This is a genomic window from Serratia sp. G204Y (assembly GCF_051172435.1).
GTDB classification, from domain to species: domain Bacteria; phylum Pseudomonadota; class Gammaproteobacteria; order Enterobacterales; family Enterobacteriaceae; genus Serratia; species Serratia sarumanii.
The window spans coordinates 172,059-197,040 of the sequence record NZ_JBPIZA010000007.1 but is presented as its reverse complement, the minus strand read 5'-3'; the positions used below and the strand labels follow the sequence as shown (position 1 = coordinate 197,040).

Below are 24,982 nucleotides of genomic sequence, written 5' to 3'. Positions count from 1 at the left end.
TGCCGCTAGCGGCAAGGGCAGACCAGGTGAATATCCTCCGGCTCGCGGGCGAACAGCTCGGCATCCGGGCGCTCGATGAGCCGGCACCCTTGCGCCAGATAGAAGTCTACGGTGCTTTTGTTGGGGATGGAGGAGACGTACAGCCCGGCGGCGCCTTCTTGCGCCGCCTGACGCAGGCAGAGCTGGAACAGCTGCTTGCCTAACCCCTGGCCGCGTTGGTGCGCGCTGACGTAAAAGAACAGCAGCTGGCGCAGATCCCGCTGCGGGCCGCGCGGCTCGGTATCCAGCGCCGCCGCCGCCACGATCTCCTCGCCTTCGAAGCGCGCGAAAAACGCGCCGCCGCGATCGAAGCAGGCTTCGTGGATAGGCGTATAGGTTTCCCGGTCGTGCGGATCCCAACCGCGCACGTCGTAGTAGTCCGGGTAGGCTTGCAGTTTACCGTCCTGCAGGCGATACAGGGTGTCGATGATTTCGCTGCGGTCAATATCCCATAGTCGGTCGAGTTGCTGCCGTTGCAGCAGGACAGGGGCGCTCATGATCGTTGTTCACTCTCAGTCTGTGGCCGGTAACTTTCCGGCAAATCGATAATAAAACCGATGCCGCGATCGTCGAGGCCTTCGGTGACGCGCAGCTGCGCGCCAATCTTGTCGGCCAGGTTCCGGGCGATGGCCAATCCCAGTCCGCTGCCGGTCTGCTGCGTGCCGGGCACGCGGTAAAAGCGTTCAAACAGGCGCGGAAGGTGCTCTTCGCTCACTCCGGGGCCGTTGTCGCGCAACGTAATATAGCAGCCGAGCGGTGCCAGTGAACGGATATGGGCTTCGATGCGGCTGCCGGGCGGCGCGTACTTGAGTGCGTTGTCCAGCAGGTTGGTGAAGATGGCGATCAGCGCATGGCGATCGGTGGTTACCACCACGTCCTCGCTGCCGTCGAGCGAGAGTTCCACATCCTTTTCCAGCGCATAGGGGACGTGCTGCGCGATGCATTTTCCGATCTCTGCGTAGATGTCCACTGCCTCGATTTTCAGCGGAAAATCTTCCGCCTCCAGCTTGGCCAGGTTGATCAGCTGGCGCGACAGCGACGCCGCGCGATCCAGCCCCTGCTGCATGTCGCCGATGATCTCCCGGCGCTCCTGCTGCTCGCTGACCTGGGTCAGCAGATGCAGCTGCGCCAGCACGGCGGCGATCGGCGTGCGCAGTTCGTGCGCCGCATCGGCCATAAAGCGTTTTTCGCGCTGGTTGGCGGCGTCGATGCGCGCCATCAGCTTGTTGACCTCCACCACCACCGGCCGGATTTCCTGATACTGCTCGCTGACGTTGATCGGCGACAGATTACCCGGCTGGCGATCGGAGATGGTGCGGGCGATCTGGCGCAGCGGCCGCAGGCTGAAGTAGGCGGTAAACAGCAAGGTGATGATGATCGCCGCCAGAATGCCCAGCAGCGGCATGGCAGTGCTTTCCGCCGGGTTACCGAACAGCGTGGTGCGATCGTTGAACGACTCGCCGACGATCACCCGGTACTGACGCTTTTCGCTCCAGCTGCCGGCAAGATGCCAGTTGGCGCCGGCGTACTTAACGGAGCCCGACAGCACCGAAGGCGGCAGGCGCAGCGGTTCTCCCTGCGTTTGCGAACTGTAAAGCACCCGGTTGTCCCGATCGTAAACCACGAACAGCGGGTGGTAATCGATTTGATCCTGCATGCCGTTATTGATGGAATCAATGTACATGCCTTCAATGGTCTTGATGATGCCGCGGTAATCGATATTGTCGGTGCCGGTTTCATCGAGAATATTGGCGATACCCACGGCGACGATGCGTTGCTGGTTATCGAAATATTTTTCCATGTCGGGGTAATACCAATATTTCACCCAGGCGACGAGGATCCCCCACAATAATAAAATGGCCAGGACCTGGAAAATAATGGTGCGCATAAAGAAGGATTTGAAACCGATCATCTTGCTACTCTTTCTTCAGCAAATAACCAATGCCGCGTACGGTAATAATTCTTTCTTTACCGATCTTGCGCCGTAAATTATGCATGTGCACTTCCAGCGAGTTGCTTTCCACGCTGTCGCCGTGGCCGAACAGCCGCTGTTCCAACACCGCTTTGCGCACCACTGTGCCGGCACAGCGCATCAGCTCGTGCAGCAGGTGATACTCTTTTTTCGACAGCATCAGCAGTTCGTTATCCAGCGTCACCTGATGGTTGACCGGGTCGAGATACAGCGTGCCGAGGCTCCAGGTTTGCGAAGCGAAGCCCGCCATGCGTCGGTTGACCGCCTTGACGCGTGAGATGAGCTCGGGCAGCGCAAAGGGTTTGGCCAGAAAGTCGTCCGCGCCGGAATCCAGGCTGTTCACCAGGCTTTCGATGCGGTCGCGGGCGGTCAGGATGATGATGGGGATATTTTGCCCGGCGGCGCGCCAGGCGATCAGCTTTTGCAAACCGTCGCCGTCCGGCAGCGTGAGATCCAACAGCATCAGGTCGAACCCGCCGGGTGAAAGTTTATTTTCCGCGTCCGCGAGCAGGCGCACCCAGCACAAATTAAAGCCGGTGAGCTCCAATGCGCGGCACAGCGCCTTGCCTAATTGCAGGTCGTCTTCCACCAACAGTATGTTCACGTTTGTTCCGCTGAGATCCTCAAGTCGCGATTATCTAACTATAACCCTGCCGGGAAGACAACGGGGAAACTCGCTTTGCCTGTACGTTCTTAAGCAAACCTTAATCTGGCTTTAATCTCGCGTTAAGGGAGCAAAAGGGAATTTCAGTTATTTTGCAGCCATTCGAAATCATGACAGAGGGCGCGAAACATGCAGACTGACGGTTCCCCGCTCGCGGGCACCTCGCGGCGGCTGATATATACAGGCGTGGCGGCGCTGCTCGTTCTGTTGACGCTGTCTTTTCGCGGCGATGCGCAGAGCCATAGCGACAATGGCCCGCATGCTGCCGGCTTGCAACGGGGGCATCAGGCAGCGACGTCGGACGCCTACGGCTGCGTCAAAGCGCGGATTAAAAAGCAGCTGCGCCGCCTGGCTCAGCTTTGAAGCGCTTTTTAGGGCGCAGCTCTATACTCTGACGGACAAACGGGGCGCCTGTGCGCAGGCCGCTGTGTTGATATCGCCAACCAGAGAAAAACAGTATGACGAAAGTGGCATTGGTGACCGGCGCGAGCCGGGGAATTGGCCGTGCGGCCGCGTTGTTGCTGGCTCGGCAGGGTTATGCGGTGGGCGTGAATTACCTGCGTGACGAAAGCGCGGCGCGGCAGGTGGTGGCAGAGATTGAGGCGCAGGGCGGCAAGGCGCTGGCGCTGCAGGCCGATGTGGCCGACAAAGCGCAGGTGATGGCGATGTTCGCCGCGCTGGACGCGGGGCTGGGCACGCTCAGTGCGTTGGTCAACAATGCCGGCATTCTGTTCCGGCAGGCGAACATTGAGCAGTTGACCGCCGAGCGCATCAATCAGGTGCTCGGCACCAACGTTACTGGCTACTTCCTGTGTTGCCGCGAGTCGGTGAAGCGCATGGCGCTGCGCCATGGCGGCCAGGGCGGCGCCATCGTCAACGTTTCTTCCGCCGCTTCTCGTTTAGGCGCTGCGGGGGAGTACGTGGATTACGCCGCCTCGAAAGGCGCCGTCGATACCCTGACCATCGGGCTAGCGCGCGAGGTGGCGGCGCAGGGCATCCGCGTCAACGGCGTGCGGCCCGGATTCATCTATACCGAGATGCATGCCAGCGGCGGCGAGCCCGGCCGGGTGGATCGCGTGAAGGACAGTTTGCCGATGCGGCGCGGCGGGCAGCCGCAGGAAGTGGCGGAGGCGATCGCCTGGCTGCTGTCTGACGCCGCGTCTTACGTGACCGGCACTTTTATCGAGGCCGCAGGCGGGCGTTGAATGCATGAGGGGTTTTGACATCCCGCCGTGCGGAGTGTATTTTGATTAAATAATAATCAAAATGTAGTTACAAAAATGTATGTTTATTTTGAATGGAATCAGGATAAAAATCACAGTAACCAGCGTAAACACCGCGTCAGTTTTGAGATTGCGCAACGGGTTTTTCTGGATCCCAACCATTTGGCCGTGCTGGAAAGGATTGAGGATGGAGAAGAACGCTGGCAAACGATCGGTATGGTCGGCTCCTGTTTGTTGCTGCTGGTGGCACATACGACGACCGAAACGGATGTCGAAGGCGATGCCGTAGAGATCGTGCGCATCATTTCAGCACGCAAGGCCGATGCCAAAGAGAGGGGAAGATATGAAGCGCAAAAATTCCGCCAAAAATCTGGCGCATAGCGTACTCCCTCCGTTGACGGAGGAGCAGAAAGCGCAAATTGCTTCACTGAGCGCGCTGCCGGATGAGGATATCGATTATACCGATGCCCCGGCCCTGGGTAAGGAGAAGTGGCAGGCTGCGGTTCAGGGGCGTTTTTATAAACCGATGAAAGTATCGAAAACCATCCGAATCGATGCGGATGTGTTGGCCTGGCTTCAGCGGCCAGGCAAGGGCTATCAGAAACGCCTGAACGCTGTGCTGCGTGAGGCGATGTTGAAAGAGCATGAGCACGAGGAATAATTTGTGTCAGGTGGCTAACGGTCCGGTGAGATTCTCACCGGATTTTTTTTGCTGTTTTTTAAGGCAACGCCTACCCACGTCGGCCACCTCTCGACGGAGCTCGGTCAAAACTATAAAAACGGTCATTCCGCGGAGCGTGAAATGTGACCGTTTACCGTTTATCTCCTGCTCATCGGCAGAACAGGGTCATCATAACTATTCCCGGTAATATCCTGCGCCGCGGGGTTACCCGTCGTGCAGCAGCGCGCTGCGGAATGACAAGATATGCGCCTGCGCGGCCTCGGCGGCGGCGGCGCTGTCTTGTGCGGCCAGCGCGGCGATAATTGCCCGGTGTTCGTCGATCACTTCGCGCATATGCCCTTCCCGCGACAGGGTGCTGGCCCAAAAACGCTGCGCCCTGGCGTGCAGCACACTCAGGATATCCGCCAACATGTTATTGCCGGCGATCTGCGCCAGCTCCTGGTGAAACTCATGATCGAGTGTCATCATTCGCACTCTATCTCGCTCCTGGCTCGCGGCTTCGATTTGCCGATTGAGTTCGGTCAGCGTCGCGATTTGCCTCTCGGTAATCCTCTGGCTCGCCAGCTGCATGCACAGCATCTCGTTAGCCAGCCTTACTTCGATCAATTCCAACGCATCGTCCATCGACAACGGTGAAACCATCACGCCTTTGCGCGGGATGACCTGCAGTAACCCCTCGTTGGCCAAGCGGTGGATTGCCTGATTGATCGGCGTTCTGCCCATATCCAGATCGTTCATCACCTGCGCGGTATTGAGATATTCGCCCGGCTTGTAGCTGAGTGTGACCAGCGCCTGTTTGAAGCGCCGGTAGGCCAGCTCGTTCAGTGAGACGCCGGCTTCTTCCGTCATCGGGCGCTGCGGGCTTTCTGCGTCAACAGTCTTCACGTTTTGCTCCTGCAAGAAGAAAGTTTTTAGACATAGTACACAAAAACATGGCATGAAAATCGCTTATTTGGTAACTAAAGATATAGTGAAATTTCACAGCGTTTTAACAATAGGGGCGAAACTGCCATGAGACTGACCTTCACTTTACCTGAATCCCGCGGCGCAGCGACGTTGAATGTTGAGATTGATCATCTGGTGATCGCCGGTTGGACCGGGCGCGATCGCGAAGCGATCTTGCACCATATTCGTGAATTGGCCGAGCTGGGCGTGCCCCAGCCCAGTGCAATCCCCCTGTTTTACCGCGTTGCCGCCAATCAGTTGAGCCAGCAAGAGACCATTGAAGTCATTGGCAACGCGACGTCCGGCGAAGCGGAGCCGCTGATTTTTGCCCATCGCGGCGAACTGTTCGTGTCATTGGCGTCCGATCACACCGATCGTCAACTCGAAGCGCACAGCGTGGCGCTGTCGAAACAGATTTGCGTTAAACCGGTGGCGCGAGCCGCCTGGCCGCTGCAGGAGGTGCTGGAACATTGGGACAGTTTGATCTTGCGTTCGTGGATCAAGGAAGAGGGCGAATGGCGATTGTATCAACAGGGCAGCCTTGCCGCGCTGCGTACGCCCGGTGATTTGCTGGAGCGTTACTTCACCGGTATGCAGCCGCCGGAGTGCGGGCTGGCGCAACCGCAAACGCCCGACGGGTTGGCGATGACTTGCGGCACGGTGGCGGCGATCGGCGGCATTCGACCGGCCGGCGAGTTTCGCATGGAACTGGTGGACGATGTGCTTGGGCGCACCATCAGTCACGGTTATCGCAGCATTGAACTGCCGGTGGTGGCGTGATGAAAAAGCTGACGTTGATGCAGGCCAGCGCCGGCCTGGCTAGCGGGGAGTTCACCGCAGCGCAGCTGACCGCCGCCGCTTTGGCGCAGATCGCCGATGAGCGGGGGGAGGGCGCGCGCGCGTTTACGCGAACCTACGCCGAGTGGGCGCAACGGCAAGCGCAGGCCTCCGATCGGCGGCGCGCCGCCGGCTCGCCGCTGTCGGCGCTGGATGGCGTGCCTGTCTCAATCAAGGGTCTGTTTGACGTGGCCGGTGAGGTGACCACGGCGGGCTCGCGCGTGTTAGCCGACGCGCCGCCCGCAGAAAAGCACGCTGCGGTAGTAGAACGGCTGTTGCAAGCCGGCGCGGTGGTGGTGGGCAAAACGACGATGACGGAATTTGCCTATTCCGGACTGGGCATCAACCCGCATTACGGGACGCCGGCCAATCCCTGGGAGCGCCAGGCGGCACGCATTCCCGGCGGCTCCTCTTCCGGTGCGGCGGTGGCGGTGGCCGACGGCATGTGCCTGGGCGCGATTGGCAGCGATACCGGCGGGTCGGTACGCATACCCGCCGCGCTGTGCGGATTGACCGGTTATAAACCCACTGCACGGCGCATCAATGACGCTGGCTTATTGCCGCTGTCGCCTTCGCTGGATTCGATCGGCGTGATTGCTCATGACGTCGCCAGCTGTATTGCGCTGGACGCACTGATTGCCGACAGCCCGCTGCGGGTGCCGCAAAAAAGCTTGGCGCAGGCGCATTTTGCCGTGCCGCAAACGGTGGTGCTGGATGAACTGCAGCCGGCGGTTGCCGAGGCATTCCAGCGCAGCCTGCAATGCCTGTCTCAGGCGGGAGCGCAGATTGAATTCATTCCTGCTACGGCGTTTGCCGAGCTGGCGGCGATCAATGCCAACGGTGGTTTCACCGCGCTGGAGTCCTGGCGCTGGCATCAAGCGTTGATCGCTGAACGGGCCGAGGGCTATGACCCGCGGGTGCTGTCGCGCATTCGCCGCGGTGCATCCTTGGGCGACGCCGATCTGCAGCTGTTGCAGCGGCAACGCGCCGACTGGCAGCGGCGGATTACGGCGGAGCTGCAGAGGTTTGACGCTCTGCTGATGCCGACCGTGCCGATGATTGCGCCAACTATCGGCGAGCTGGCGGCGGATGATGCCTACTTCCGTTGCAACGGACTGATGCTGCGCAATCCCGCGATCGTCAATTTCCTCGACGGCTGCGCGCTGTCCTTGCCCTGCCAGCGGCCGGGCGCCGCGCCGATCGGCCTGATGCTGGCGGGCTTGCCGATGTGTGATGAGGCGCTGCTGGGATGGGCGCTGGCGATCGAACGCCGTCTTGCCAAGGCGTGATTTTCCGGTGGGCGCAGGCCTGCCTTTTGAGATGACCAGGAGAATATCCATGAACGATTCCCCGAACGGAATGCTGTTTGTCGCGACGGATGTCGCCACGCAGGATGATGCGGATTTCAATCGCTGGTATGACCGCGAACACGTGGAGGAGCGGGTGCGGGTGCCCGGCTTTTTATCCGGCACACGCTATCGGGCATTGCAGGGCGGGCGTCAATATTTGGGGCTGTATAAAACCGAATCGTTGGCCAGTTTTACCTCCGAAGCCTATCGCGCCGCGTTTCAACACCAAACGCCTTGGTCGGTGGCCAGCCTGGAGAAAATGCGCGATCCAATGCGCCGGGTGTGTGCGGTGGAGGCGGTCACCGGCCAAGGGTACGGCAGTCATCTCTGTATCTTCGTGCTGCCGTCGGCGGCATCGGAAGCGCTGCATGCCCGCATCTTGCAACTGGGCGCGCGGCTGGCTGAACAGCCCGGCTTTGTGCGCAGCAGCCTGTTGACGCCGGATGCCGAACTCAGTTCCCCGCTGCCGAAAGAATCGCGAGAAAACCGCCGAATGCTGCCGATGCTATTGATCGAAAGCAGCGACGCCGAAGCCGGCCTGCGTTTAAGCGAGCAGGCCGCTGAAGCGCTGAACATGCCCGCCGCCGATGCCTGGCACTATGCCCTTGGCTGGCAACTGACCGCACAGGAGCTGACATCATGAACGCATACACCTCTGAAACGGCACAGGCTGCCGCGCCGGCCGCAGAAAGTGCCGCCGCACCGCCCAATACCGGCAAGCTGGCGGCGGCCAGCTCGATCGGCACGGCGTTGGAATGGTACGATTTCACCGTCTACAACATCATGGCCGCGTTGATTTTCAACCATGTATTCTTCCCATCGTTCGATCCGCTGGTGGGCACGATTCTGGCGTTCTCCACTTACGCGGTGGGTTATGTTTCCCGGCCGATCGGTGGCATCGTGTTCGGCCACCTTGGCGATGTGTTGGGGCGGCGCTTTGTACTGGTCACCACGCTGGTGATCATGGGCGTGACCACGGCGCTGATGGGATTGTTGCCCGGCTATGCCAGCTGGGGGATTTGGAGCCCGTTGCTGCTGGTGACGCTGCGCTTTATTCAGGGCATTGCGCTGGGCGGAGAATGGGCGGGGGCGGTGCTGTTGTCGATGGAACACGGTAAGCCGCATCAGCGCGGGCGCAACGCGTCCTTTGCTCAGGTAGGGCCGTCCTGCGGTTCGCTGATCGGCACCGGCCTGATTACGCTGGTGACGTTGGCGATGTCGGCGGACGATTTCCAGCAATGGGGCTGGCGGATCCCGTTCCTGCTGAGCCTGGTGCTGGTCATCTTCGGTTTGTGGCTGCGTCGGGGGGTGGGTGAGACGCCGGCATTTTTGCAACTGGAGGCGTCGAAAGATGTTACGCAGTCGCCGATCCGCGAAGTCTTCACGCAGCACATGCGCCCACTGCTGATCGCCGGCGGATCGCGTATCGGCTCTGACGTGCTCTATGCGTTGGTGGTCGTGTTCACATTGACCTACGTCACCACCGTGCTGAATCTGCCGCGCCCGCTGGCGCTGGGCGCCACCATGCTGGGGGCGATAGGCAACGCCGTCGCGGTACCGCTGTTTGGCGCCTTGTCGGATCGCTTCGGCCGTCGTCCGGTGTATATCGGCGGTGCATTGGCGGCGATAGCGTGGGCGTTTGGGTTCTTCGTCCTGCTCGACAGCAGTCAACCGGTGTTGATCTGCATGGCAGTGGTGATCGGGCTGTTGATCCATGCGGCGATGTATGGGCCACAGGCGGCATTCATCACGGAACAGTTCCCGACACGGGTGCGTTATGCCGGATCGTCGTTAGCCTATACCTTGGCGGGGATTATCGGTGGCGGCTTTGCCCCGCTGATCATCACTTCGTTGTTTAAATCTTACGACAGCACGCTGGCGATTTCCGCCTATGTCGCGTTGGCTCTGCTTATCACGCTTTGGGCGGTATGGGCGGCGCGGGAAACGGCGCATAAGCCGCTGTAAATAGAATGCCGGGCTACTTTAGGCCCGGCGTTCGGTCAAAACCACAAAAACGGTCATTAACGGTCATGTTGCGGAACGTGGAATTGTGACCGTTTACCGTTTCTCTCTTGTCTGTCTAAGACGCTCACGCATCATAACTGCCTGTAACTCCACACTTTCGTAATTATTCATTTCATTTCCTTCCCGATTTTTTTGACAACTATCACACCGCCATCGTTGACCGAGCGCGGGGCGATGCGCTTTGCGTCTGCGCGCAAAACGCGGCGCGGCAAATCGATATCGTAGTCATCGTCCTGGAGGAGAAAAGAAACATGCTGCCTGTAGAACGTCATCGTTTTATCACCGAAGTCTTGAGCCAGCGCGGCCGCGTGATGGTGCAGGAGGTGGCGCAGCTGTGCCACATCTCTATCGAGACGGCGCGGCGTGATCTGGCCTTGCTGGAACGGCGCGGCCTGCTGCTGCGCAGCCACGGCGGCGCGGTGTTCGTCGAGCCGCCGGCGGTGGAGAAAACCTATGTGCCTGCCGAGATAGACCAGGGGGAATCTTTCCGCCAGCGCAGCAACGAGGCGCCGGAGCAGAAGACGCGCATCGCCAAACGCGCGCTGGAGTTTATCGCGCCGGGGGATTGCCTGCTGCTGGACAGCAGCTCCACCAGCTGGTTTTTGGCGCGCCAACTGCCGGATATCTCGCTGGTGGTGTTGACCAACTCGCTGCACATCATCCAGACGCTGGCCTGCAAGGCCAACGTGCGCACCATCGGACTGGGGGGCGAGTATTCCGCCAAGTATGAGGATTTTATCGGCGTGCTGGCGGAGCAGATGCTGAAAGAGTTCGTGATCAACAAGCTGTTTTTCTCCTGTCACGGCATCTGCCAGGACGGCGGCATCCGCGAAAGCAACGAGCACCATGCGCGGCTGAAGCAGCAGATGCTGCTGGCGTCGGAACGCAAGTTCCTGCTGGTGGACAGCAACAAGTTCGGCCGCCGCTCGTTCGCGCGCATCTGCCACTACCGGGAGATAGATACCTTAATCACCGATCGGCTCAGCGACGACGAATTTCGTCAGGAACTGGCCTGGAACAACGTCGACGTGATTGAAGTTTCACCCGCCGCGAAAAGGGCGGCGCGATAACAACAACGAAACCCCCTTATTTACAGCCAACACTTGTGGAGAGAGAACAATGAAAAAATCCGTACTGGTCGGTCTGTTTGCCTCGCTGCTGCTGTCGCTATCCGCGCAGGCGGCGGACAAGCTGAAAATGGGCGTGGTGGTGAAGATCGGCGGCATTCCGTGGTTCAACGCCATGGAGGCCGGCATCAAAAGCGAAGGCGCCAAACGCGGCATCGACGCCTGGATGGTCGGGCCGACGGCGGCGGATCCTGCGCTGCAGGTGCGCGCCATCGAAGATCTGATCGCGCAGAAGGTGGACATCATCGGCGTGGTGCCGAACGACGCCCGGGTGCTGGAGCCGGTGCTCAAGCGCGCGCAGGAGGCGGGCATCAAGGTGATCGTGCACGAATCCCCCGGCCAGAAGTACGCCGACTGGGACTTTGAGCTGGTGGACGCCTCGCAGCACGGGGTCAACCACATGAAAGCGCTGGCCGCCTGCATGAAAGAGCAGGGCAAGTACGCGGTGTACGTCGGCAGCCTGACGGTGCCGCTGCATATCACCTGGTCGGACTCGGCCATCAACTACCAGAAGCAGCACTACCCGAACATGCAGCTGGTGGGCGACAAGTTCGGCGTGGGGGAATCGCTGGATGACAGCGTGCGCACCACCAACGATCTGATGGCCAAATATCCCGATCTGAAAGGCGTGCTGGCGTTCGGATCGCAGGGGCCGATCGGCGCCGGGCGCGCGGTGCTCAACCGCGGCAAAAGCAACGATATCTGCGTCATCGGGCCGTTCAGCCCGGGCCAGGGCGCTTCGCTGGTCAATCGCGGCGCCATCAAGGGCGGTTACATCTGGAACCCGATGGTGGCGGGCGAAGTGTTCGTGCGCATCGCCGACATGATGCACAAGGGAGAAAAGATCACCGACGGCATGACCATCGAAGGCATGGGCAAGGTGCAGGTGGATGCACAGCAGCACACCATTCTCGGCAACGCCACCGAAAGTCTGGATAAGCAAAACCTGCCGAAGCTGGTGAAGATGGGGCTGTAATCATGGCGATTTCCGGCAATACGGCAACCCAGGGCGCGCCGCTGATCGCGCTGCAACAGCTGTCGATGACCTTTGGCGGGCAGCGTGCGCTGAACGCTATCTCGCTGGCGCTGATGCCGGGGGAAGTGCACTGCCTGGCCGGTACCAACGGCTGCGGCAAGAGTACGTTGATCAAGGCGATCGCCGGCGTGTATCAACCGGACGACGGCAGCCGCATCACCATCGACGGGCAAACCTTCGGCCGGCTGTCGCCGGATCAGGCGCGCGCCTTCGGCATTCAGGTGATCTACCAGGATCTGTCGCTGTTTCCCAACCTGACGGTGGCGGAAAACATCGCCTTCGAGCACAACCTGCATGGGCTGCTGGGATGGTACCGCCCGGCACGGCTGCGGCGCACCGCCGAGCGCCTGCTGCAAGAGCTGAGTTTCCATCTGGATCTCGACAAACGGGTGGCGGAGCTGCCGATCGCCCAGCGGCAGCAGGTGGCGATCTGCCGCGCGCTGGTGGCGGAGGCGCGGCTGGTGATCATGGATGAACCGACCGCCTCGCTGACCCGCACCGAGGTCAATCAGCTGCTGCGCACGGTGGATTACCTGAAAGCGAAAGGCATCTGCGTGGTGTTCGTCAGCCACCGGCTGGACGAGGTGCTGGAGATTTCGGATCGCGTCACGGTGATCCGCGACGGCAACAAGATCGGGACCTGGCCGGCGGCGGAGATCACCGGCGATCGTCTGACCGAGCTGATGACCGGTCTGAAGCTGGACTATCGCCTGAAGTCACCCAGCATGAATAAGGATCGGGTGCTGCTGGAGGCGGATCGCCTCAGCCGCGCCGGGCAATATCAGGACGTGAGCTTCCGGCTGCATCAGGGCGAGGTGCTCGGTCTATGCGGGCTGCTCGGCTCCGGGCGCACCGAGCTGGCGCTGAGCCTGTTCGGCATGACCCGGCCGGACAGCGGCAAGCTCTACCTCGACAGCAAACCGGTGCGCTTTCGCGGCCATGAGGACGCGATCAAGGCCGGCATCGGCTACGTCTCGGAGGATCGCCTGACGCTCGGCCTGGTGCAGCAACAGTCGGTGGCGGACAACGCGGTGCTGACCATTCTTGATAAGCTGCGCGGGCGTTTTCGCCTGATTGACGACTACCGCAAGAATCGCATCGTCGCGGAGTGGATCGCCAAACTCGGCGTGCGGGTGGCGGATCCGGAGCAGGCGGTTTCGACGCTGTCCGGCGGCAATCAGCAAAAGATCGTGTTGGCCAAGTGGGTGCTGACCCAGCCGCGGATCCTGATCCTCGACTCGCCGACCGTCGGCGTCGACGTCGGCGCCAAGGCCAGCATCTACCAACTGATCCATCTGCTGGCGCAGGAGGGGATCGCCATTTTGCTGATCTCCGACGAAGTGCCGGAGGTGTATTACAACTGCGATCGGGTGCTGCACTTCAGCGGCGGCAGCGTGATCGGCGAGTACCTGCCGGGGCAGGTGAGTCAGCAACAGCTGGCGGAGGCGGTCAATGCGTAGATTCAGCCTGAAACCGCGCGGCAACGAAGGCTACCTGGCCTGGGTGCTGCTGCTGACGGTCATCGTCTTTTCGCTGCTCAGCGAGCAGTTTTTAACGGTGCAAAACCTGCTCGATCTCTGCGAAAGCTATGCGGTGAGCGGCATCTTTGCCCTCGGCCTGTTCGTGGTGCTGGTGACCGGCGGCATCGATATCTCCTTCGCTGCGGTGGCCTCGGTTGTGCAGTACCTGATCGCCACGCTGGCGACCCATTACGGCCTGGCCAGCCCGGCGGGCAGCATTCTGCTGGCGTTGGCGATCGGCGCCGCGCTGGGCATGGTCAACGCGCTGCTGATCTACTGCCTGCGCATCGTCTCGATCATCGTCACCATCAGCATGCAGGCGTTCTTGTTCGGCATGCTGATGTGGCTGACCAACGGCCGCAGCCTGTACGCGCTGCCGGACTGGTGGACGCTGCCGCGCAGCGTGCTGCCGTTCCAGTTGGGTGAACAGAGCTATCAGCTCGGTTTGCCGACGCTGGTGATGCTGGCGGTGGCGCTGCTGACCTGGCTGCTGCTGAACAAGACGCACCTCGGGCGCCAGCTGTTTGCCGTCGGCGGCGATGCGGAATCGGCGCGGCGCATCGGCATTCGCGTCGGCCTGCTGCACCTGTTCGCCTACGGCTATCTGGGCGTGATGGCGGCGATCGGCGGCCTGGTGCAGGTGTATCGCATGGGCGAAGTGGTGCCCAACGCGCTGGTGGGCGGTGAGCTCGACGTACTGGCGGCGGCGGTGCTGGGCGGCGCCAGCCTGAACGGCGGCAAGGGCAGCGTGATCGGCACGCTGATGGGCGTATTCCTGATTGGCGTGCTGAAAAACGGCCTCAACCTGATCGGCGTGTCCAGCTACTTCATGAACGTGGTGATCGGCCTGGTGATCGTCGCGGCGATTACCGTCACCCACTACAAGAAACGCAAAGAAACCGACGTCGGTTTCACCTGAGGAGCGCCTGATGGGTAACTACCTGAAATTTCGTCCGGACGGCACCGCCGTCGGCCTGTTGGCGCTGCTGGTGGCGGTGGTGCTGGCCTTCAGCCTGCTGATGCCGGGGCGCTTCTTCAGCGGCGCCACCTTCACCAGCGTGGCGTTCCAGCTGCCGGAGCTGGGCCTGCTGACCCTGGCGATGTTCATCCCGATCCTCAGCGGCGGCCTGAACCTGTGCATTATCGCCAGCGCCAACCTGACCAGCCTGCTGATGGCCTGGCTGTTCATCAGCTATCTGCCGCCGGACGCCGGGCTGGGGCTGCAGGCGCTGTGGCTGGTGTTGGCGCTGGCGGCGGCGATGCTGCTGGCCGTGACGATCGGCGCGGCGACCGGCGCGTTGGTTGCGTACGTCGGCGCGCATCCGATTCTGGTGACGCTGGCGACCATGACCACGGTCAACGGCATCGGCATCTACCTGACGCGCGGCGCGGCCCTGAGCGGCATGCCGGAGATCGTGCGGTTTATCGGCGCCGAGCGCGTGCTGGGCGTACCGGTACCGCTGTGGATCTTCCTGGCGGTCGCCGTGCTGCTGGCGCTGTTCTTGCAGAAAACCCGGCTCGGCAAATGCATCTACATGAGCGGCAGCAACATCAACGCCACCCACTTCAGCGGCGTGAATACCCATCGGGTGCTGATCGCCATTTACACCCTCTCCAGCCTGCTGTGCGTCATTGCCGGGCTGGTGATGATGGCGCGCTTCAACTCGGCGCGCATGGGCTACGGCGACTCTTACCTGCTGCTGACGGTGCTGGCGATCATTCTGGGCGGCACCGATCCGTTCGGCGGTTTTGGCCGGGTCAGCGGCGTGGTGCTGGCGCTGATCGTGCTGCAGGTGATCGCCACCGGTTTGAACCTGATGAACGTCAGCCCGCACTTCAGTCTGGCGATGTGGGGCGCGGTGCTGATTGCGGTGCTGGCGCTGAAATTTTTCCGCCATCGCTATCGGCAGCGGCGGGCGATGCGCCGCAGCGCGGCTCAGGCCAGAGCCGCGGCGGGCCACTGATCCTTTTTCCCTTTTGCGCAGGATAACGCTAATGAAATACCAGATTTCACCTTCACTGATGTGCATGAACCTGATGGATATCCGGCAGCAATTGGCGGTGCTGAACCGCCGCGCCGATATGCTGCATATCGACATCATGGATGGGCACTACGTTAAAAACATCACGCTGTCGCCGTTCTTTATCGAACAGATCCGCCCGCACACCTCGTTGCTGCTGGACGTGCATCTGATGGTGGAGAACCCGACCGATTTTATCGACCCGATCGCCCGCGCCGGCGCGGACTTTATCTGCCCGCACGCCGAAACCATCAACCGCGACGCGTTCCGGGTGATCAACCAGATCCGCGCGCTGGGCAAAAAAGTGGGGGTGGTGCTGAACCCGGCTACGCCGGTGGAGTTTATCCGCCACTATCTTCATCTGCTGGATAAGATCACCGTGATGACTGTCGATCCGGGCTATGCCGGGCAGCCGTTCATTCCCGAAATGCTGGAAAAGATCCGCCAGTTGCGCGATCTGAAACGCCAGCAAAACCTGAGCTATCTGATCGAGATCGACGGATCCTGCAATCAGCGCACCTACCGCGATCTGATGGGCGCCGGCGCGGAAGTGTTGATCGTCGGCAGCTCCGGGCTGTTCAACCTCGATCCGGATCTGGAGACGGCATGGGAAAAAATGCTGGATCAGATGCGGCAGGCGGCCTGAGGCGGGGGACATGATGCGGCATTTTCTTGGCGTAGACGTCGGCGGCACCAACACCCGCCTGCTGTTGATGGATGATGACGGCGAGTTCAGCGGTTACCGCAAGATAGCGACCGCCGATTGGGCACGGCAGGCCGATCCGCTGGCGGCGTTGGGCCGCCTGATCGCCGGGCATTGCCAGGATCGTCAGGTGGCGCAGGTGATGCTTGGGCTGCCGGGTATCCTCAGCCGCGATCGCTCGCGGGTGCTGTCGCTGCCGTTCATTCCGGCGTTGGATGCTCAGCCGGTGGCGGCGCTGTTGGCCGATTTGCTGGCGCTGCCGGTGCGGATGGATAAAGACGTCAATCACCTGCTGTGGTGGGACTTGCAGCAGCTGCCGGCGCTGCCGCAGGTGGCGGTAGGGCTGTATTTGGGCACCGGCATGGGCAATAGCCTGTGGCTGAACGGCAATTTTTACCACGGGGCGCACGGCGCCGCCGGCGAGCTGGGGCACATACCCTGGCCGGGCCATCAGGGCGAGTGCCCGTGCGGTAAACGGGGCTGCGTCGAGAGCCTGACCTCCGGTCACTGGCTGACCGGCTGGGCGCGCGCCAACGCGGCGCAAACGCCGTTCGAACGGCTGTTCGAACGCCACGGCGAGCATCCGGATCTGCGGCGCTTCGTCGAACGATTGGCGCAGACCATCGCCATCGAAATGAACATGCTCGATCCAGAGCGGCTGATCCTGGGGGGCGGCGTGATCGCCATGAATGGTTTCCCGTTGGCGCAGCTGGAGCAAGAGATCCGCCGCCATCTGCGCGGGCCGCAGCCGGCGCAGGGGCTGGCGATCTCCGTCAGCCGCCTTAGCGATGAGACCGGCAGCAAAGGCGCCTGCCTGGCCGCCCGGCGCCATTTCCAATTAAGCAGGGAGTACCCGCAATGAAAGGCAAAGTCTGCGTGTTCGGTTCGTTCAACCTGGATATCGTCGCCGGCATGGCGCGCTTTCCGCAGCCCGGCGAATCGCTGATCGCCCGCAACAGCATGATGGGCGCGGGCGGCAAGGGCGCCAATCAGGCCACCGCCGCGCTGCGCGCCGGGGCGCGGGTGCATTATATCGGCAAGGTGGGGCGCGACGACTTCGGTACCTTTGCCCGGCGCCATCTCGCCGCCGCCGGTTTCGATGCGGTGACGCTGTTCTCGACCGGCGATTGCCCGACCGGCAATGCGCTTATCTATGTTGCCGGCGAGGAGGCGGAGAACATGATCGCCGTCGATCCCGGCGCCAACCTGACGGTCAGCGAAGATGAGGTGCGCCAGTGCCGGCCGGCGATCGCCGCGGCGGACATTCTGTTGACCCAGCTGGAGAACAATCTGCCGGCGATTGAGCAGGTGATCGCCATCGCCCGCGAGGCGCAGACGTTCATCATTCTCAACCCGGCGCCGTTTCAGCCGGTGCCGGACAGCCTGCTGGCGCAGGTTGATATGCTGACGCCCAACGCCACCGAATGTACGTTGCTGACCGGCGTGCCGGTGCGGGATGTGGCTTCGGCGCGCCAGGCGGCGCAGGTGCTGCACGCCAAGGGCATTCGCTTGCTGATCGTGACCTTGGGGACGCAGGGAGCGTTGTTCTCGGACGGGGAAAACAGCGAGCTGATCCCGGCGTTTCCGGCGCAGCCGAAAGACACCACCGGCGCGGGCGATGCGTTTAACGGCGCCCTGGCGGCGCAGCTGGCGAATCAGGTGCCGTTAGCCGATGCGGTGCGCTTCGCCGCCGCCTACGCGGCGGTCTGCGTGGAGCGCGCCGGGGCGGCGGGATCGATGCCGAGCTATGAGGAGGCGTTGGAACGCCAACGGGCGTTCGCGTGACGATAACGGGCTGCGGCGGCGGCCCGGTTCACTTACTTCAACCAGCCTTTGCGCTGCGCATCCCGCAGGCGGCACTCATCACCGAACCGTTTCTGACCCGGGTACGTTATTCCGGGCCGTTGTTGGCCTGCATGCTGGGGGCGTTACTGAGCGCGCTGTGGGCAGTGATTGCCGCGAAGGGGAGGGCGCACAAACCGTAGTAACTTTCACACCGGGTCAAAGCCCGGCGTGAAAGTTGTGCATGATAAATAGCAGCTATGCAGCGACGGCATCATGGGTAAAACTGCCAATGCCATTAATTTCCAGAACGGGTGAATCGTAATGGGCCATGTTGAAGGCATTGTCGTTTGTGAGACCAAAAATAATGTCATCGTTGTCTAAACTGTGATTCAGATTCTTATCCACCATCACAAAATAGAATCCATTCAACGATAAGGCGCTGACTTCGCTCAATGCACTCTGACTGTGGCCTTGAGTGACTGTAGATACCAGTTCAATGAACAATTGTTGCGGAGTCGTATTCGTCTGGACATTCATTCCGGAGAGTAGCACTGTCAGCTCATTCAGGGATAAGCTGCCGACGAGATCGATAGTCTTGCTGCCACCCGCGGAAAAGAGCCACTGCCGGTCGATATCACCGACGGCAATGTTGTCGCCTTCAACCCATGATGCATTTTGCGTACTGCTGTTTTCGTAATCGTTAAAGGTGACCATGTTATCAATGGTACTGTGGTTGAATACCACCGTATCCGCGCCTTTGCCGGTTGCCAGACTCGTATTGCCCATTACGTTGTAGATATGATTAGCCTGGATGCCGCTGGTCGTAGGGGCATCGTTGGCGATCGACAGTTGGTAACCGGCCAATTGGGACATGATGGCATCGTATCCCGTCAGTCCGTCTAATTGTTTTAGCAGCTGATAGAACTGCCCGCCGCCGGTCCCCCCTTGTTCCACGGTCAAATGCAGTGGTGTGCTATTAGCCATGTGACTGGTGATGGATTTCAATTCTTCGCTGAAATTGTTTTTGATGGTGAGGTTAAGCGCCTTATCACCGGTAATGTTAATTTCACTGATATGGTTGTCATGGCCCTCAAGGCGTAGGGTGTTTTCCGCATCTCCCTTGGATGATATTTCCAAAAACTCTCTGACCTCCGGAATACCAGAGTCAATATAGACCGTATCGGTTTTGAACGATAAAGTGCCGGCATCAGCGTGAACTATATTTTTCGCATCAAAACTAATTGTCATCACGGGTGAAAAATTTTTATAACGGTAATCGGGGGCGTACTCGAAGGTAATATGGCTGTTTTCACCGGCATTACCGGTGATTTCCAGAGCGCGTTGGCTAAAAGGGGCATCCATAAATGAATCTACCGGCACATTAATCACCGTAACGTTATCGGCAAAGCCAGACAGCGCAAAACCGTATGAACCCGTAAAACCGTTTGGCATTCCCCACGCAGGATCCCAAAGCTCGGGGGCTTTCAGGTCGGTGATATGCTTATAATCCTTGTTGTGTATGTTAGCGATAGAGGGATCGGCCAAGAGGCCGATATCAAATACGTGCCTGCCCTCGTTGCCGACTAATTGTCCGTCAAGGTAGATAGAACCCGTACCGCGATAGCCCGCCAAATCGATCTGGGGGAAAAGCGTAAAGTTACCTACATTGGTGGCAATCGTGCCGGAAAGCGTACCTTCGCTACCTGTGGTGAGATACACATTCTTGGTGATGAGGTTAGCCGTTAATACCGAACCTTGGTCATACCCCTTAATTTTGAATGTATTGCTAACGTTATTAGCGCCGTCATTGATGCTATTGCCTTGCCACTGTACATTGATATTTTTTGCAAAATTGAATCGAAGCTCGCCGGTGGCATGCGCCATATCCGCATCTGCCGTGATGATAACGTTTTGATTGTTCCCAGTAATAGGGTTTGCCAAGGTGACATTCGGGTTTTTCAGGAATATATTAATATTATTGAGCGCTTGCGTGAACAACTTCAGCAAAACATTCTCAGTACCGTCAATGGTAAGGGTATGCCATCCATTCAATTGACTAATGTCGACAGTGCCTGATTTCATGACGTTCAACGTAATGTCATTCAGCATGAGTAACTCAGCATTGGAAATAACATGTTCGACGCCATGATTATTTATTGTTCCCGTTAATGCTCCGTTTTCATCACTTTTTGTCAGTACCCCCTGTTTGACATAGTTTAAATTGGCTCCGATCTTTTTTTCGAATTGTTGGACTGCATGACTGCCCGGAGCTCCGCCATTGCCTGAAATAATACTCTCATTAGCACGAAAGTGCGCCAATACCGCCAGTGTTGCCTTCAGTGCATCATTGCCACTTTCGTTCATAATTGCGACAGACTCGGCTGTCGTCATGGGTCTTCCCCATAAATTACTGAATATTATCTGATATGAGACGGCTTTGGCGAATGCAGGCTGCTTAGCGAACATGGCGAGGATATCACTCTCAGAGCGCCCTGCGGCTAATTGCTTACTGTAGGTATCCAATGCATTGGCATCAATATAATAACCGGCAATGCTCAAGTATATTGCAGTTATGGCCTCTTGATACTCCGGTGCCGGTAACTCTCCGGCAGCATAAACATGCGTGTTAGCCAAAAAAATCGCTTTGGCATCAGCATGTTCGCCGGTGTCATCATTGCGGATGTCATTAATCATTCGTACTATAACATCGCCACGGTTTTCCGTATTGATAGTTAACCCGGCAGTATATTTTTGTAGTTGGTTGTTATCGGGGGCTGATCCAAAAATATTTTCATAAATTTTGATGACGAAATCATTGTCGCTAAGGTTCGACAACGTTTTTTTACCATCGACAAATTTTTGTGCAATCAGATTTAACTGTTCAGGGTGCTTATTTATCACGTTGCCCCAATAGTTTATACCATCGGATGTCATCGTTGATTTCACTGCATAATAAAAACCCTGCACCCATTCGGCTCCGTCTGATACTGAGCCGTTAAAAGAGGGGAATAGCGTTTGATTGACGGTTTCAATCAACGCGGATTGTTGTTCTTTTAAAATGACTTCTTGCCCGGAGTAGTGCAAAAGTTCGTTGTTCATGTAAGCCGCAAGACTTCCGAGATCGCCACTTTTTTCCAATTGGCTGAGAAGGTAAGCGAGTATTTCCTCCGATGCGTCGGCACCATGAAGATTATGGTAAATAAACTGTATTTTTTCACTGTTATTTAATTGCGACAGGCGTGATTGACCTAATTCAGAATTGATTAATTTATTTGTTAATGTAGCAAGGGAGAGGTTTTCTTGTGCCAATTTTTTTGAAAAATAATCGATATCTTTAATGTCGGCTTTTTTTCCTATGACGGCATAAAATAATGCGGCGACATCGCGTTGAACGAGAAGTGAGCTCATGACTTTCCCCAAAGAAATGGATGCGAAAAAGGTAAGTAAAGGAGAGAACCTGGGGTTAAGCAAGTGAGACACATATCCCGTGCCGGGGCTGGGTTTGCTTGAACTGACCGCTACGATGACGTCTAAAAGCAAGTATGGAGCCGCCGTCGGGTGAAATAAACAGGCTGCAGTGTATTCACTGCAGCAGATACTATTACTTCAACCAGCCTTTGCGCTGCGCATCCCGCAGGTGTTGCTCCATGTGGTGCCACAGCTCGGGGTGCACGTCGGCGATCGATGCATTGCGCGCCAGCACCTGCTCCAGGCTGATGCCGTTTTCCACCCAGCTCTGGCCTTCATTGTGCAGGTTCATCAGCATCGGCATGGTGCGATCCAGCAGCAAGGCGAAGCGTGCATCGGCGCTTTCGCCATCTTCATATTCCTGCCATAAAGCGGTGAAATACTCGCGCTGAGCCTCCGGCAACATGCCGAACAGGCGGCGCGCCGCTGCCACTTCCTGATCGTGGATCGCCGCGCGGGCCGCCAGATCGTAGACCAGCACGTCGCCGGCGTCGATTTCCACAATGTCATGCAGCAGCGCCATCTGGATCACGCGCTGAATGTCTACGTCAGCACCGGCGTAGGGCGCCAGGCTCATGGCGGCGATGGCGAAGTGCCAACTGTGTTCGGCGGAGTTTTCCTGGCGCTGGGTGCCCAGCACTTTGGTGCGGCGTTGCACGCCTTTCAACTTATCGATTTCCATCAGGAACTGGATGACCTGGGTCATTGAGCCGAAATCTAACGCGGGTACAGCGGATGACATGGTGTAAACCTCAAGGTGGGTGGGTTGAAGCCTGACGATTGTAGACCACCGGGCGGGCGATTTCGATGGTTACACGCGTTCACATTTTTATTTTAGCGTACACGTGTACACTGGAATTATTCTCAGTTAAGCTGCTTTGCGTTAATTTCGCACAAAGCAGGGCATTTTGAGGGGTTGCGCGTTATGGGGAAAACGGACGTAGTGAAAGCCGGGAACAATAAGATTGTCGCCGCAGCTTATCCGTGGGCGGAAGAGATCGCCAACAGCATCAGCCACGGCATCGGGCTGGTGTTCGGTATCGTCGGCCTGGTGTTGCTGCTGGTGCAGGCGGTGAATACCGGCGCCGATGCGACGGCCATCACCAGTTACAGCCTGTACGGCGGCAGCATGATCCTGCTGTTTCTCGCTTCCACGCTGTACCATGCGATCCCGCATCAGAAGGCCAAGCATTGGCTGAAAAAATTTGACCACTGCGCCATTTATCTCCTGATTGCCGGGACTTACACCCCGTTTCTGCTGGTGGGGCTGGATTCGCCGCTGGCGAAGGGCCTGATGGCGGTAATCTGGGGATTGGCGCTGCTGGGGGTGCTGTTCAAGCTGGCCTTCGCTCACCGTTTTGAAGCCCTGTCGCTGGTAACCTACCTGACGATGGGCTGGCTGTCGCTGATCGTGATTTATCAGCTGGTTACGCGGCTGGAGGCCGGCGGCGTCACGCTGCTGGCGATAGGCGGGGTGGTCTATACCCTCGGCGTGATTTTCTACGCCTCCAAGCGCATTCGCTTTGGCCACGCCATCTGGCACGCCTTCGTGCTCGGCGGCAGCGCCTGCCATTTCATGGCGATCTACCTCTACGTCTAAACGTTATCGCTACGTCTGAATGCGTATTGAACGGGCGCCTCTTTTGTTTTAAAAAATAGGCGCTTGCTTCTTTCGGGTATCCAGCAAGCCCGTTCTTTCATTTCTGAGCCCGCATACTCTTTCTCTAAACTTTGTTCAGGACTCATCACAATGATCGTTCGCTTATCCAAAGCGCTGCTGGTCTGCGCTATCGCTTTGTTCGCTTCGCTGGTGGCCTTCGGCAATATCACCGATTACGGCTCCAACTTCGCCTTCGTGCGCCACGTCTTTATGATGGACACCATTTTCCCCGACGCCACCATCGGCTACCGTTCGATACAAACGCCGTGGCTGCATCACGCCGGCTATATCTTCATCATTGCGCTGGAGAGCCTGACCGCGCTGCTGTGCTGGATAGGTGGCCTGCGCTTGCTGTGCGCCCTGAAACTGCCCGCTAAAGCTTTCAACGGCCGGAAAAAGCTGGCGGTAGTGGGGCTGACGCTGGGCTTCCTCACCTGGCAGGTCGGCTTTATGTCGATTGGGGGCGAGTGGTTTGGCATGTGGATGTCGAAACAGTGGAACGGCGTGCCCGATGCGTTTCGCTTCTTCGTCACCATCATTCTGGTGCTGATTTATCTGGTGCAGCGCGACGGGGAGTTGGACGAGTAACGAAGACGGCCGCAGGCAGGGCGCCTGCGGCCGACGGATTATTTCTCTTCGGCCAGCGAATACGGCAGCGGTTTGATCGCCAGCTGGCTGGCGGCATCCTCGCGCACCCGCAGCTTGCTGTCGGCGTCCAAATCGTTGTTCATCACCACCTGCACCCACAGCCTGCCGTCGGCCAGTTGGCTCGACGCCAATACGGTGCCGGTGCGGCGCCAGTTTTCACCCAGCTGCAGCTCCAGGTCTTCCGCCGCCTGCGGGGCGCGGGCCGCCTTACCTTCCAGCCAGTAGAGCGCACGCTTGTTGGCGCCGCGGAATTTGGCGCGCGCCACCATCTCCTGACCGGTATAGCAGCCTTTGCTGAAGCTGATGCCTTCCAGCGCCTGCAGGTTGGTGGCCTGCGGGATCAGCTGCGCGCTGTTGGCGGCGTCGATAACCGGATAACCGGCCTCGATCTCCAGCGCCAGCCACTGGCTGCTGTCATTCAGTTCCGCCTGGTCATGCAGTTTGCCGATCAGCTGTTCGGCCACGGCGGGGCGGGTCACCAGCAGAAAACGTTCCGCCGGCGCATTGAAGTGCAGGATCGTGGTCTCGCCGTCCTGCACTACCGGGTGCTCGGCGCTCGGCAGCGTGGCGAACAGATCCGCCAGCGCGGCGCGCGCCTGGAAACCGGCGACGCCCAGCAACACCGCGTCGTTATCGGCGGCGATGGTGACTTTGGAGAACACCGCGTATTTTTTGATTTCCGCCAGCTGGCTGTCCAGCACGCTGCGGCGTTCCAGATAGGCGAAGCCTTCGCCACGGTGGAACAGACGCAGGTTGCTCCACATTTTGCCCTTGGCGTCGCAGTGGGCGCACAGCACGTGTTGATCGGCCGCCAGCGCGTCGATGTCCGCCGTCACCTGGCCCTGGAGATATTTCACCGTGTCCGGCCCGTTCAGCGTCACCAGCGCCCAATCTTCCAGCGAGATCAGCGTGAGGGGCAGATGGGTGGAAGCGGAGGGCTGACGGGGTGGGAATGGAATGTTATGCGCCATAGTAAGTTCCTGCTCAACGTTTAGCTTACCTGAAGGGTATTGAACCCATGGTAAAAGAGGCGGCGGGCTTTGCAAACTGTTATTCGCGCCGCGGCGCCGGGGTGCGCTTTTTTTGGCATTTTGCGCTTTATTACGCTTTCCGCAGCAAAGCGTCTTCCCGGCGTGTATGTCAAATTGTTACTCTATAGGCTTGCGGCCAGGGCACCCTTGTAGACAGCTCCCCGGCTGATGGAATTATATTGCGACGGCGTTGCCATACAGTGTGTCATTTGAACCCTGCGCTGGCGCTGCCGCGCTGAAAAGAGGT

25 protein-coding genes are annotated in these 24,982 nt (G+C 59.0%); 18 read left to right on the top strand and 7 right to left on the bottom strand.

Annotated elements, in window-relative coordinates:
• Positions 1–5: 5 nt before the first annotated feature.
• From ACSBQQ_RS22695 to ACSBQQ_RS22685, 3 genes are read right to left on the bottom strand one after another with little or no spacing between them, the layout of a single operon-like run.
• Entirely contained in the window at positions 6–536 is a 531-nt protein-coding gene (locus ACSBQQ_RS22695) for a GNAT family N-acetyltransferase (protein WP_033649436.1), read from the bottom strand.
• A complete protein-coding gene (locus tag ACSBQQ_RS22690) occupies positions 533–1,951 on the bottom strand; it encodes an ATP-binding protein (protein WP_060388367.1) in 1,419 nt (472 codons plus the stop codon). The genes ACSBQQ_RS22695 and ACSBQQ_RS22690 overlap by 4 nt, the downstream gene beginning before the upstream one ends.
• A 4-nt stretch (positions 1,952–1,955) precedes the next feature.
• A complete protein-coding gene (locus ACSBQQ_RS22685) occupies positions 1,956–2,615 on the bottom strand; it encodes a response regulator (RefSeq protein ID WP_019455640.1) in 660 nt (219 codons plus the stop codon).
• A gap of 189 nt (positions 2,616–2,804) precedes the next feature.
• Between ACSBQQ_RS22685 and ACSBQQ_RS22680 the strand changes: the two genes are divergently transcribed.
• From ACSBQQ_RS22680 to ACSBQQ_RS22665, 4 genes are all read left to right on the top strand, one after another.
• Positions 2,805–3,038: a hypothetical protein gene (locus ACSBQQ_RS22680; RefSeq protein WP_060388368.1), complete on the top strand. Its 234-nt coding sequence runs from the start codon at positions 2,805–2,807 to the stop codon at positions 3,036–3,038.
• 95 nt (positions 3,039–3,133) lie between these two features.
• The gene (locus tag ACSBQQ_RS22675; RefSeq protein WP_060388369.1) at positions 3,134–3,880 is read left to right on the top strand and encodes an SDR family oxidoreductase; all 747 of its coding nucleotides are present in this window, start codon (positions 3,134–3,136) and stop codon (positions 3,878–3,880) included.
• 75 nt (positions 3,881–3,955) lie between these two features.
• Complete coding sequence (locus tag ACSBQQ_RS22670) at positions 3,956–4,279, top strand: BrnT family toxin (RefSeq protein ID WP_060388370.1); 324 nt, start codon at positions 3,956–3,958, stop codon at positions 4,277–4,279.
• Positions 4,242–4,559 (top strand): BrnA antitoxin family protein, encoded by a 318-nt coding sequence (locus ACSBQQ_RS22665; RefSeq protein ID WP_033649438.1) that lies wholly within the window; start codon positions 4,242–4,244, stop codon positions 4,557–4,559. The genes ACSBQQ_RS22670 and ACSBQQ_RS22665 overlap by 38 nt, the downstream gene beginning before the upstream one ends.
• 225 nt (positions 4,560–4,784) lie before the next feature.
• Here the strand turns inward: ACSBQQ_RS22665 and ACSBQQ_RS22660 are convergent, their stop codons facing one another.
• Entirely contained in the window at positions 4,785–5,429 is a 645-nt protein-coding gene (locus ACSBQQ_RS22660) for a GntR family transcriptional regulator (protein ID WP_170929847.1), read from the bottom strand.
• Between the two features lie 162 nt (positions 5,430–5,591).
• Between ACSBQQ_RS22660 and ACSBQQ_RS22655 the strand changes: the two genes are divergently transcribed.
• The 12 genes from ACSBQQ_RS22655 to rbsK all read left to right on the top strand — a co-directional run bounded on the left by ACSBQQ_RS22655 (position 5,592) and on the right by rbsK (position 17,928).
• Positions 5,592–6,305: a DUF2848 domain-containing protein gene (locus tag ACSBQQ_RS22655; RefSeq protein ID WP_033635845.1), complete on the top strand. Its 714-nt coding sequence runs from the start codon at positions 5,592–5,594 to the stop codon at positions 6,303–6,305.
• Complete coding sequence (locus ACSBQQ_RS22650) at positions 6,305–7,651, top strand: amidase (RefSeq protein ID WP_033649439.1); 1,347 nt, start codon at positions 6,305–6,307, stop codon at positions 7,649–7,651. Before ACSBQQ_RS22655 ends, ACSBQQ_RS22650 begins: the two co-directional genes overlap by 1 nt.
• A gap of 49 nt (positions 7,652–7,700) precedes the next feature.
• Positions 7,701–8,354, top strand: a complete 654-nt coding sequence (locus ACSBQQ_RS22645; protein ID WP_033649440.1) for a DUF4286 family protein — start codon at positions 7,701–7,703, stop codon at positions 8,352–8,354.
• Positions 8,351–9,676: an MFS transporter gene (locus ACSBQQ_RS22640; protein WP_033649441.1), complete on the top strand. Its 1,326-nt coding sequence runs from the start codon at positions 8,351–8,353 to the stop codon at positions 9,674–9,676. The genes ACSBQQ_RS22645 and ACSBQQ_RS22640 overlap by 4 nt, the downstream gene beginning before the upstream one ends.
• Positions 9,677–9,987: 311 nt before the next feature.
• Positions 9,988–10,806 carry a DeoR/GlpR family DNA-binding transcription regulator gene (locus ACSBQQ_RS22635; RefSeq protein WP_004931653.1) on the top strand — a complete coding sequence of 273 codons (819 nt, stop codon included), beginning with the start codon at positions 9,988–9,990 and terminating at the stop codon, positions 10,804–10,806.
• Positions 10,807–10,855: 49 nt separating this feature from the next.
• Positions 10,856–11,839 carry a substrate-binding domain-containing protein gene (locus ACSBQQ_RS22630; RefSeq protein ID WP_033635841.1) on the top strand — a complete coding sequence of 328 codons (984 nt, stop codon included), beginning with the start codon at positions 10,856–10,858 and terminating at the stop codon, positions 11,837–11,839.
• Between the two features lie 2 nt (positions 11,840–11,841).
• The gene (locus tag ACSBQQ_RS22625) at positions 11,842–13,359 is read left to right on the top strand and encodes a sugar ABC transporter ATP-binding protein (protein WP_033649443.1); all 1,518 of its coding nucleotides are present in this window, start codon (positions 11,842–11,844) and stop codon (positions 13,357–13,359) included.
• A complete protein-coding gene (locus ACSBQQ_RS22620; protein ID WP_060429280.1) occupies positions 13,352–14,338 on the top strand; it encodes an ABC transporter permease in 987 nt (328 codons plus the stop codon). The genes ACSBQQ_RS22625 and ACSBQQ_RS22620 overlap by 8 nt, the downstream gene beginning before the upstream one ends.
• Positions 14,339–14,348: 10 nt before the next feature.
• Entirely contained in the window at positions 14,349–15,383 is a 1,035-nt protein-coding gene (locus ACSBQQ_RS22615) for an ABC transporter permease (protein WP_033654064.1), read from the top strand.
• Positions 15,384–15,414: 31 nt separating this feature from the next.
• Positions 15,415–16,086 carry a D-allulose 6-phosphate 3-epimerase gene (gene alsE, locus ACSBQQ_RS22610; RefSeq protein WP_033635837.1) on the top strand — a complete coding sequence of 224 codons (672 nt, stop codon included), beginning with the start codon at positions 15,415–15,417 and terminating at the stop codon, positions 16,084–16,086.
• 10 nt (positions 16,087–16,096) lie between these two features.
• Positions 16,097–17,005 (top strand): allose kinase, encoded by a 909-nt coding sequence (gene alsK / locus ACSBQQ_RS22605; RefSeq protein WP_039567291.1) that lies wholly within the window; start codon positions 16,097–16,099, stop codon positions 17,003–17,005.
• Positions 17,002–17,928 (top strand): ribokinase, encoded by a 927-nt coding sequence (rbsK, locus tag ACSBQQ_RS22600; protein ID WP_038871218.1) that lies wholly within the window; start codon positions 17,002–17,004, stop codon positions 17,926–17,928. The genes alsK and rbsK overlap by 4 nt, the downstream gene beginning before the upstream one ends.
• A gap of 255 nt (positions 17,929–18,183) precedes the next feature.
• On the opposite strand, the gene ACSBQQ_RS22595 is transcribed toward rbsK, so the two are convergent.
• Complete coding sequence (locus ACSBQQ_RS22595; RefSeq protein ID WP_060388372.1) at positions 18,184–21,336, bottom strand: DUF4214 domain-containing protein; 3,153 nt, start codon at positions 21,334–21,336, stop codon at positions 18,184–18,186.
• A 193-nt stretch (positions 21,337–21,529) separates the two neighbouring features.
• Positions 21,530–22,138, bottom strand: coding sequence for an HD domain-containing protein (locus tag ACSBQQ_RS22590; protein ID WP_048321922.1), 609 nt, complete (start codon positions 22,136–22,138; stop codon positions 21,530–21,532).
• 183 nt (positions 22,139–22,321) lie between these two features.
• Here ACSBQQ_RS22590 and trhA point away from each other — a divergent pair, with 183 nt between their 5' ends.
• Positions 22,322–22,996: a PAQR family membrane homeostasis protein TrhA gene (gene trhA / locus ACSBQQ_RS22585; protein ID WP_038871224.1), complete on the top strand. Its 675-nt coding sequence runs from the start codon at positions 22,322–22,324 to the stop codon at positions 22,994–22,996.
• 150 nt (positions 22,997–23,146) lie between these two features.
• Entirely contained in the window at positions 23,147–23,644 is a 498-nt protein-coding gene (locus tag ACSBQQ_RS22580) for a DUF2165 family protein (protein ID WP_033635831.1), read from the top strand.
• Between the two features lie 38 nt (positions 23,645–23,682).
• Here the strand turns inward: ACSBQQ_RS22580 and ygfZ are convergent, their stop codons facing one another.
• On the bottom strand, positions 23,683–24,675 hold the full coding sequence (ygfZ, locus tag ACSBQQ_RS22575; protein ID WP_033654068.1) for a tRNA-modifying protein YgfZ: 993 nt from the start codon (positions 24,673–24,675) through the stop codon (positions 23,683–23,685).
• Positions 24,676–24,982: the final 307 nt, after the last annotated feature.

Coding starts and splice junctions, on each gene's coding strand:
- ACSBQQ_RS22695 (WP_033649436.1), bottom strand. CDS start 536: ATGAGCGCCCCTGTCCTGCTGCAACGGCAGCAACTCGACCGACTATGG.
- ACSBQQ_RS22690 (WP_060388367.1), bottom strand. CDS start 1,951: ATGATCGGTTTCAAATCCTTCTTTATGCGCACCATTATTTTCCAGGTC.
- ACSBQQ_RS22680 (WP_060388368.1), top strand. CDS start 2,805: ATGCAGACTGACGGTTCCCCGCTCGCGGGCACCTCGCGGCGGCTGATA.
- ACSBQQ_RS22675 (WP_060388369.1), top strand. CDS start 3,134: ATGACGAAAGTGGCATTGGTGACCGGCGCGAGCCGGGGAATTGGCCGT.
- ACSBQQ_RS22670 (WP_060388370.1), top strand. CDS start 3,956: ATGTATGTTTATTTTGAATGGAATCAGGATAAAAATCACAGTAACCAG.
- ACSBQQ_RS22665 (WP_033649438.1), top strand. CDS start 4,242: ATGAAGCGCAAAAATTCCGCCAAAAATCTGGCGCATAGCGTACTCCCT.
- ACSBQQ_RS22660 (WP_170929847.1), bottom strand. CDS start 5,429: ATGACGGAAGAAGCCGGCGTCTCACTGAACGAGCTGGCCTACCGGCGC.
- ACSBQQ_RS22655 (WP_033635845.1), top strand. CDS start 5,592: ATGAGACTGACCTTCACTTTACCTGAATCCCGCGGCGCAGCGACGTTG.
- ACSBQQ_RS22650 (WP_033649439.1), top strand. CDS start 6,305: ATGAAAAAGCTGACGTTGATGCAGGCCAGCGCCGGCCTGGCTAGCGGG.
- ACSBQQ_RS22645 (WP_033649440.1), top strand. CDS start 7,701: ATGAACGATTCCCCGAACGGAATGCTGTTTGTCGCGACGGATGTCGCC.
- ACSBQQ_RS22640 (WP_033649441.1), top strand. CDS start 8,351: ATGAACGCATACACCTCTGAAACGGCACAGGCTGCCGCGCCGGCCGCA.
- ACSBQQ_RS22635 (WP_004931653.1), top strand. CDS start 9,988: ATGCTGCCTGTAGAACGTCATCGTTTTATCACCGAAGTCTTGAGCCAG.
- ACSBQQ_RS22630 (WP_033635841.1), top strand. CDS start 10,856: ATGAAAAAATCCGTACTGGTCGGTCTGTTTGCCTCGCTGCTGCTGTCG.
- ACSBQQ_RS22625 (WP_033649443.1), top strand. CDS start 11,842: ATGGCGATTTCCGGCAATACGGCAACCCAGGGCGCGCCGCTGATCGCG.
- ACSBQQ_RS22620 (WP_060429280.1), top strand. CDS start 13,352: ATGCGTAGATTCAGCCTGAAACCGCGCGGCAACGAAGGCTACCTGGCC.
- ACSBQQ_RS22615 (WP_033654064.1), top strand. CDS start 14,349: ATGGGTAACTACCTGAAATTTCGTCCGGACGGCACCGCCGTCGGCCTG.
- alsE (WP_033635837.1), top strand. CDS start 15,415: ATGAAATACCAGATTTCACCTTCACTGATGTGCATGAACCTGATGGAT.
- alsK (WP_039567291.1), top strand. CDS start 16,097: ATGATGCGGCATTTTCTTGGCGTAGACGTCGGCGGCACCAACACCCGC.
- rbsK (WP_038871218.1), top strand. CDS start 17,002: ATGAAAGGCAAAGTCTGCGTGTTCGGTTCGTTCAACCTGGATATCGTC.
- ACSBQQ_RS22595 (WP_060388372.1), bottom strand. CDS start 21,336: ATGAGCTCACTTCTCGTTCAACGCGATGTCGCCGCATTATTTTATGCC.
- ACSBQQ_RS22590 (WP_048321922.1), bottom strand. CDS start 22,138: ATGTCATCCGCTGTACCCGCGTTAGATTTCGGCTCAATGACCCAGGTC.
- trhA (WP_038871224.1), top strand. CDS start 22,322: ATGGGGAAAACGGACGTAGTGAAAGCCGGGAACAATAAGATTGTCGCC.
- ACSBQQ_RS22580 (WP_033635831.1), top strand. CDS start 23,147: ATGATCGTTCGCTTATCCAAAGCGCTGCTGGTCTGCGCTATCGCTTTG.
- ygfZ (WP_033654068.1), bottom strand. CDS start 24,675: ATGGCGCATAACATTCCATTCCCACCCCGTCAGCCCTCCGCTTCCACC.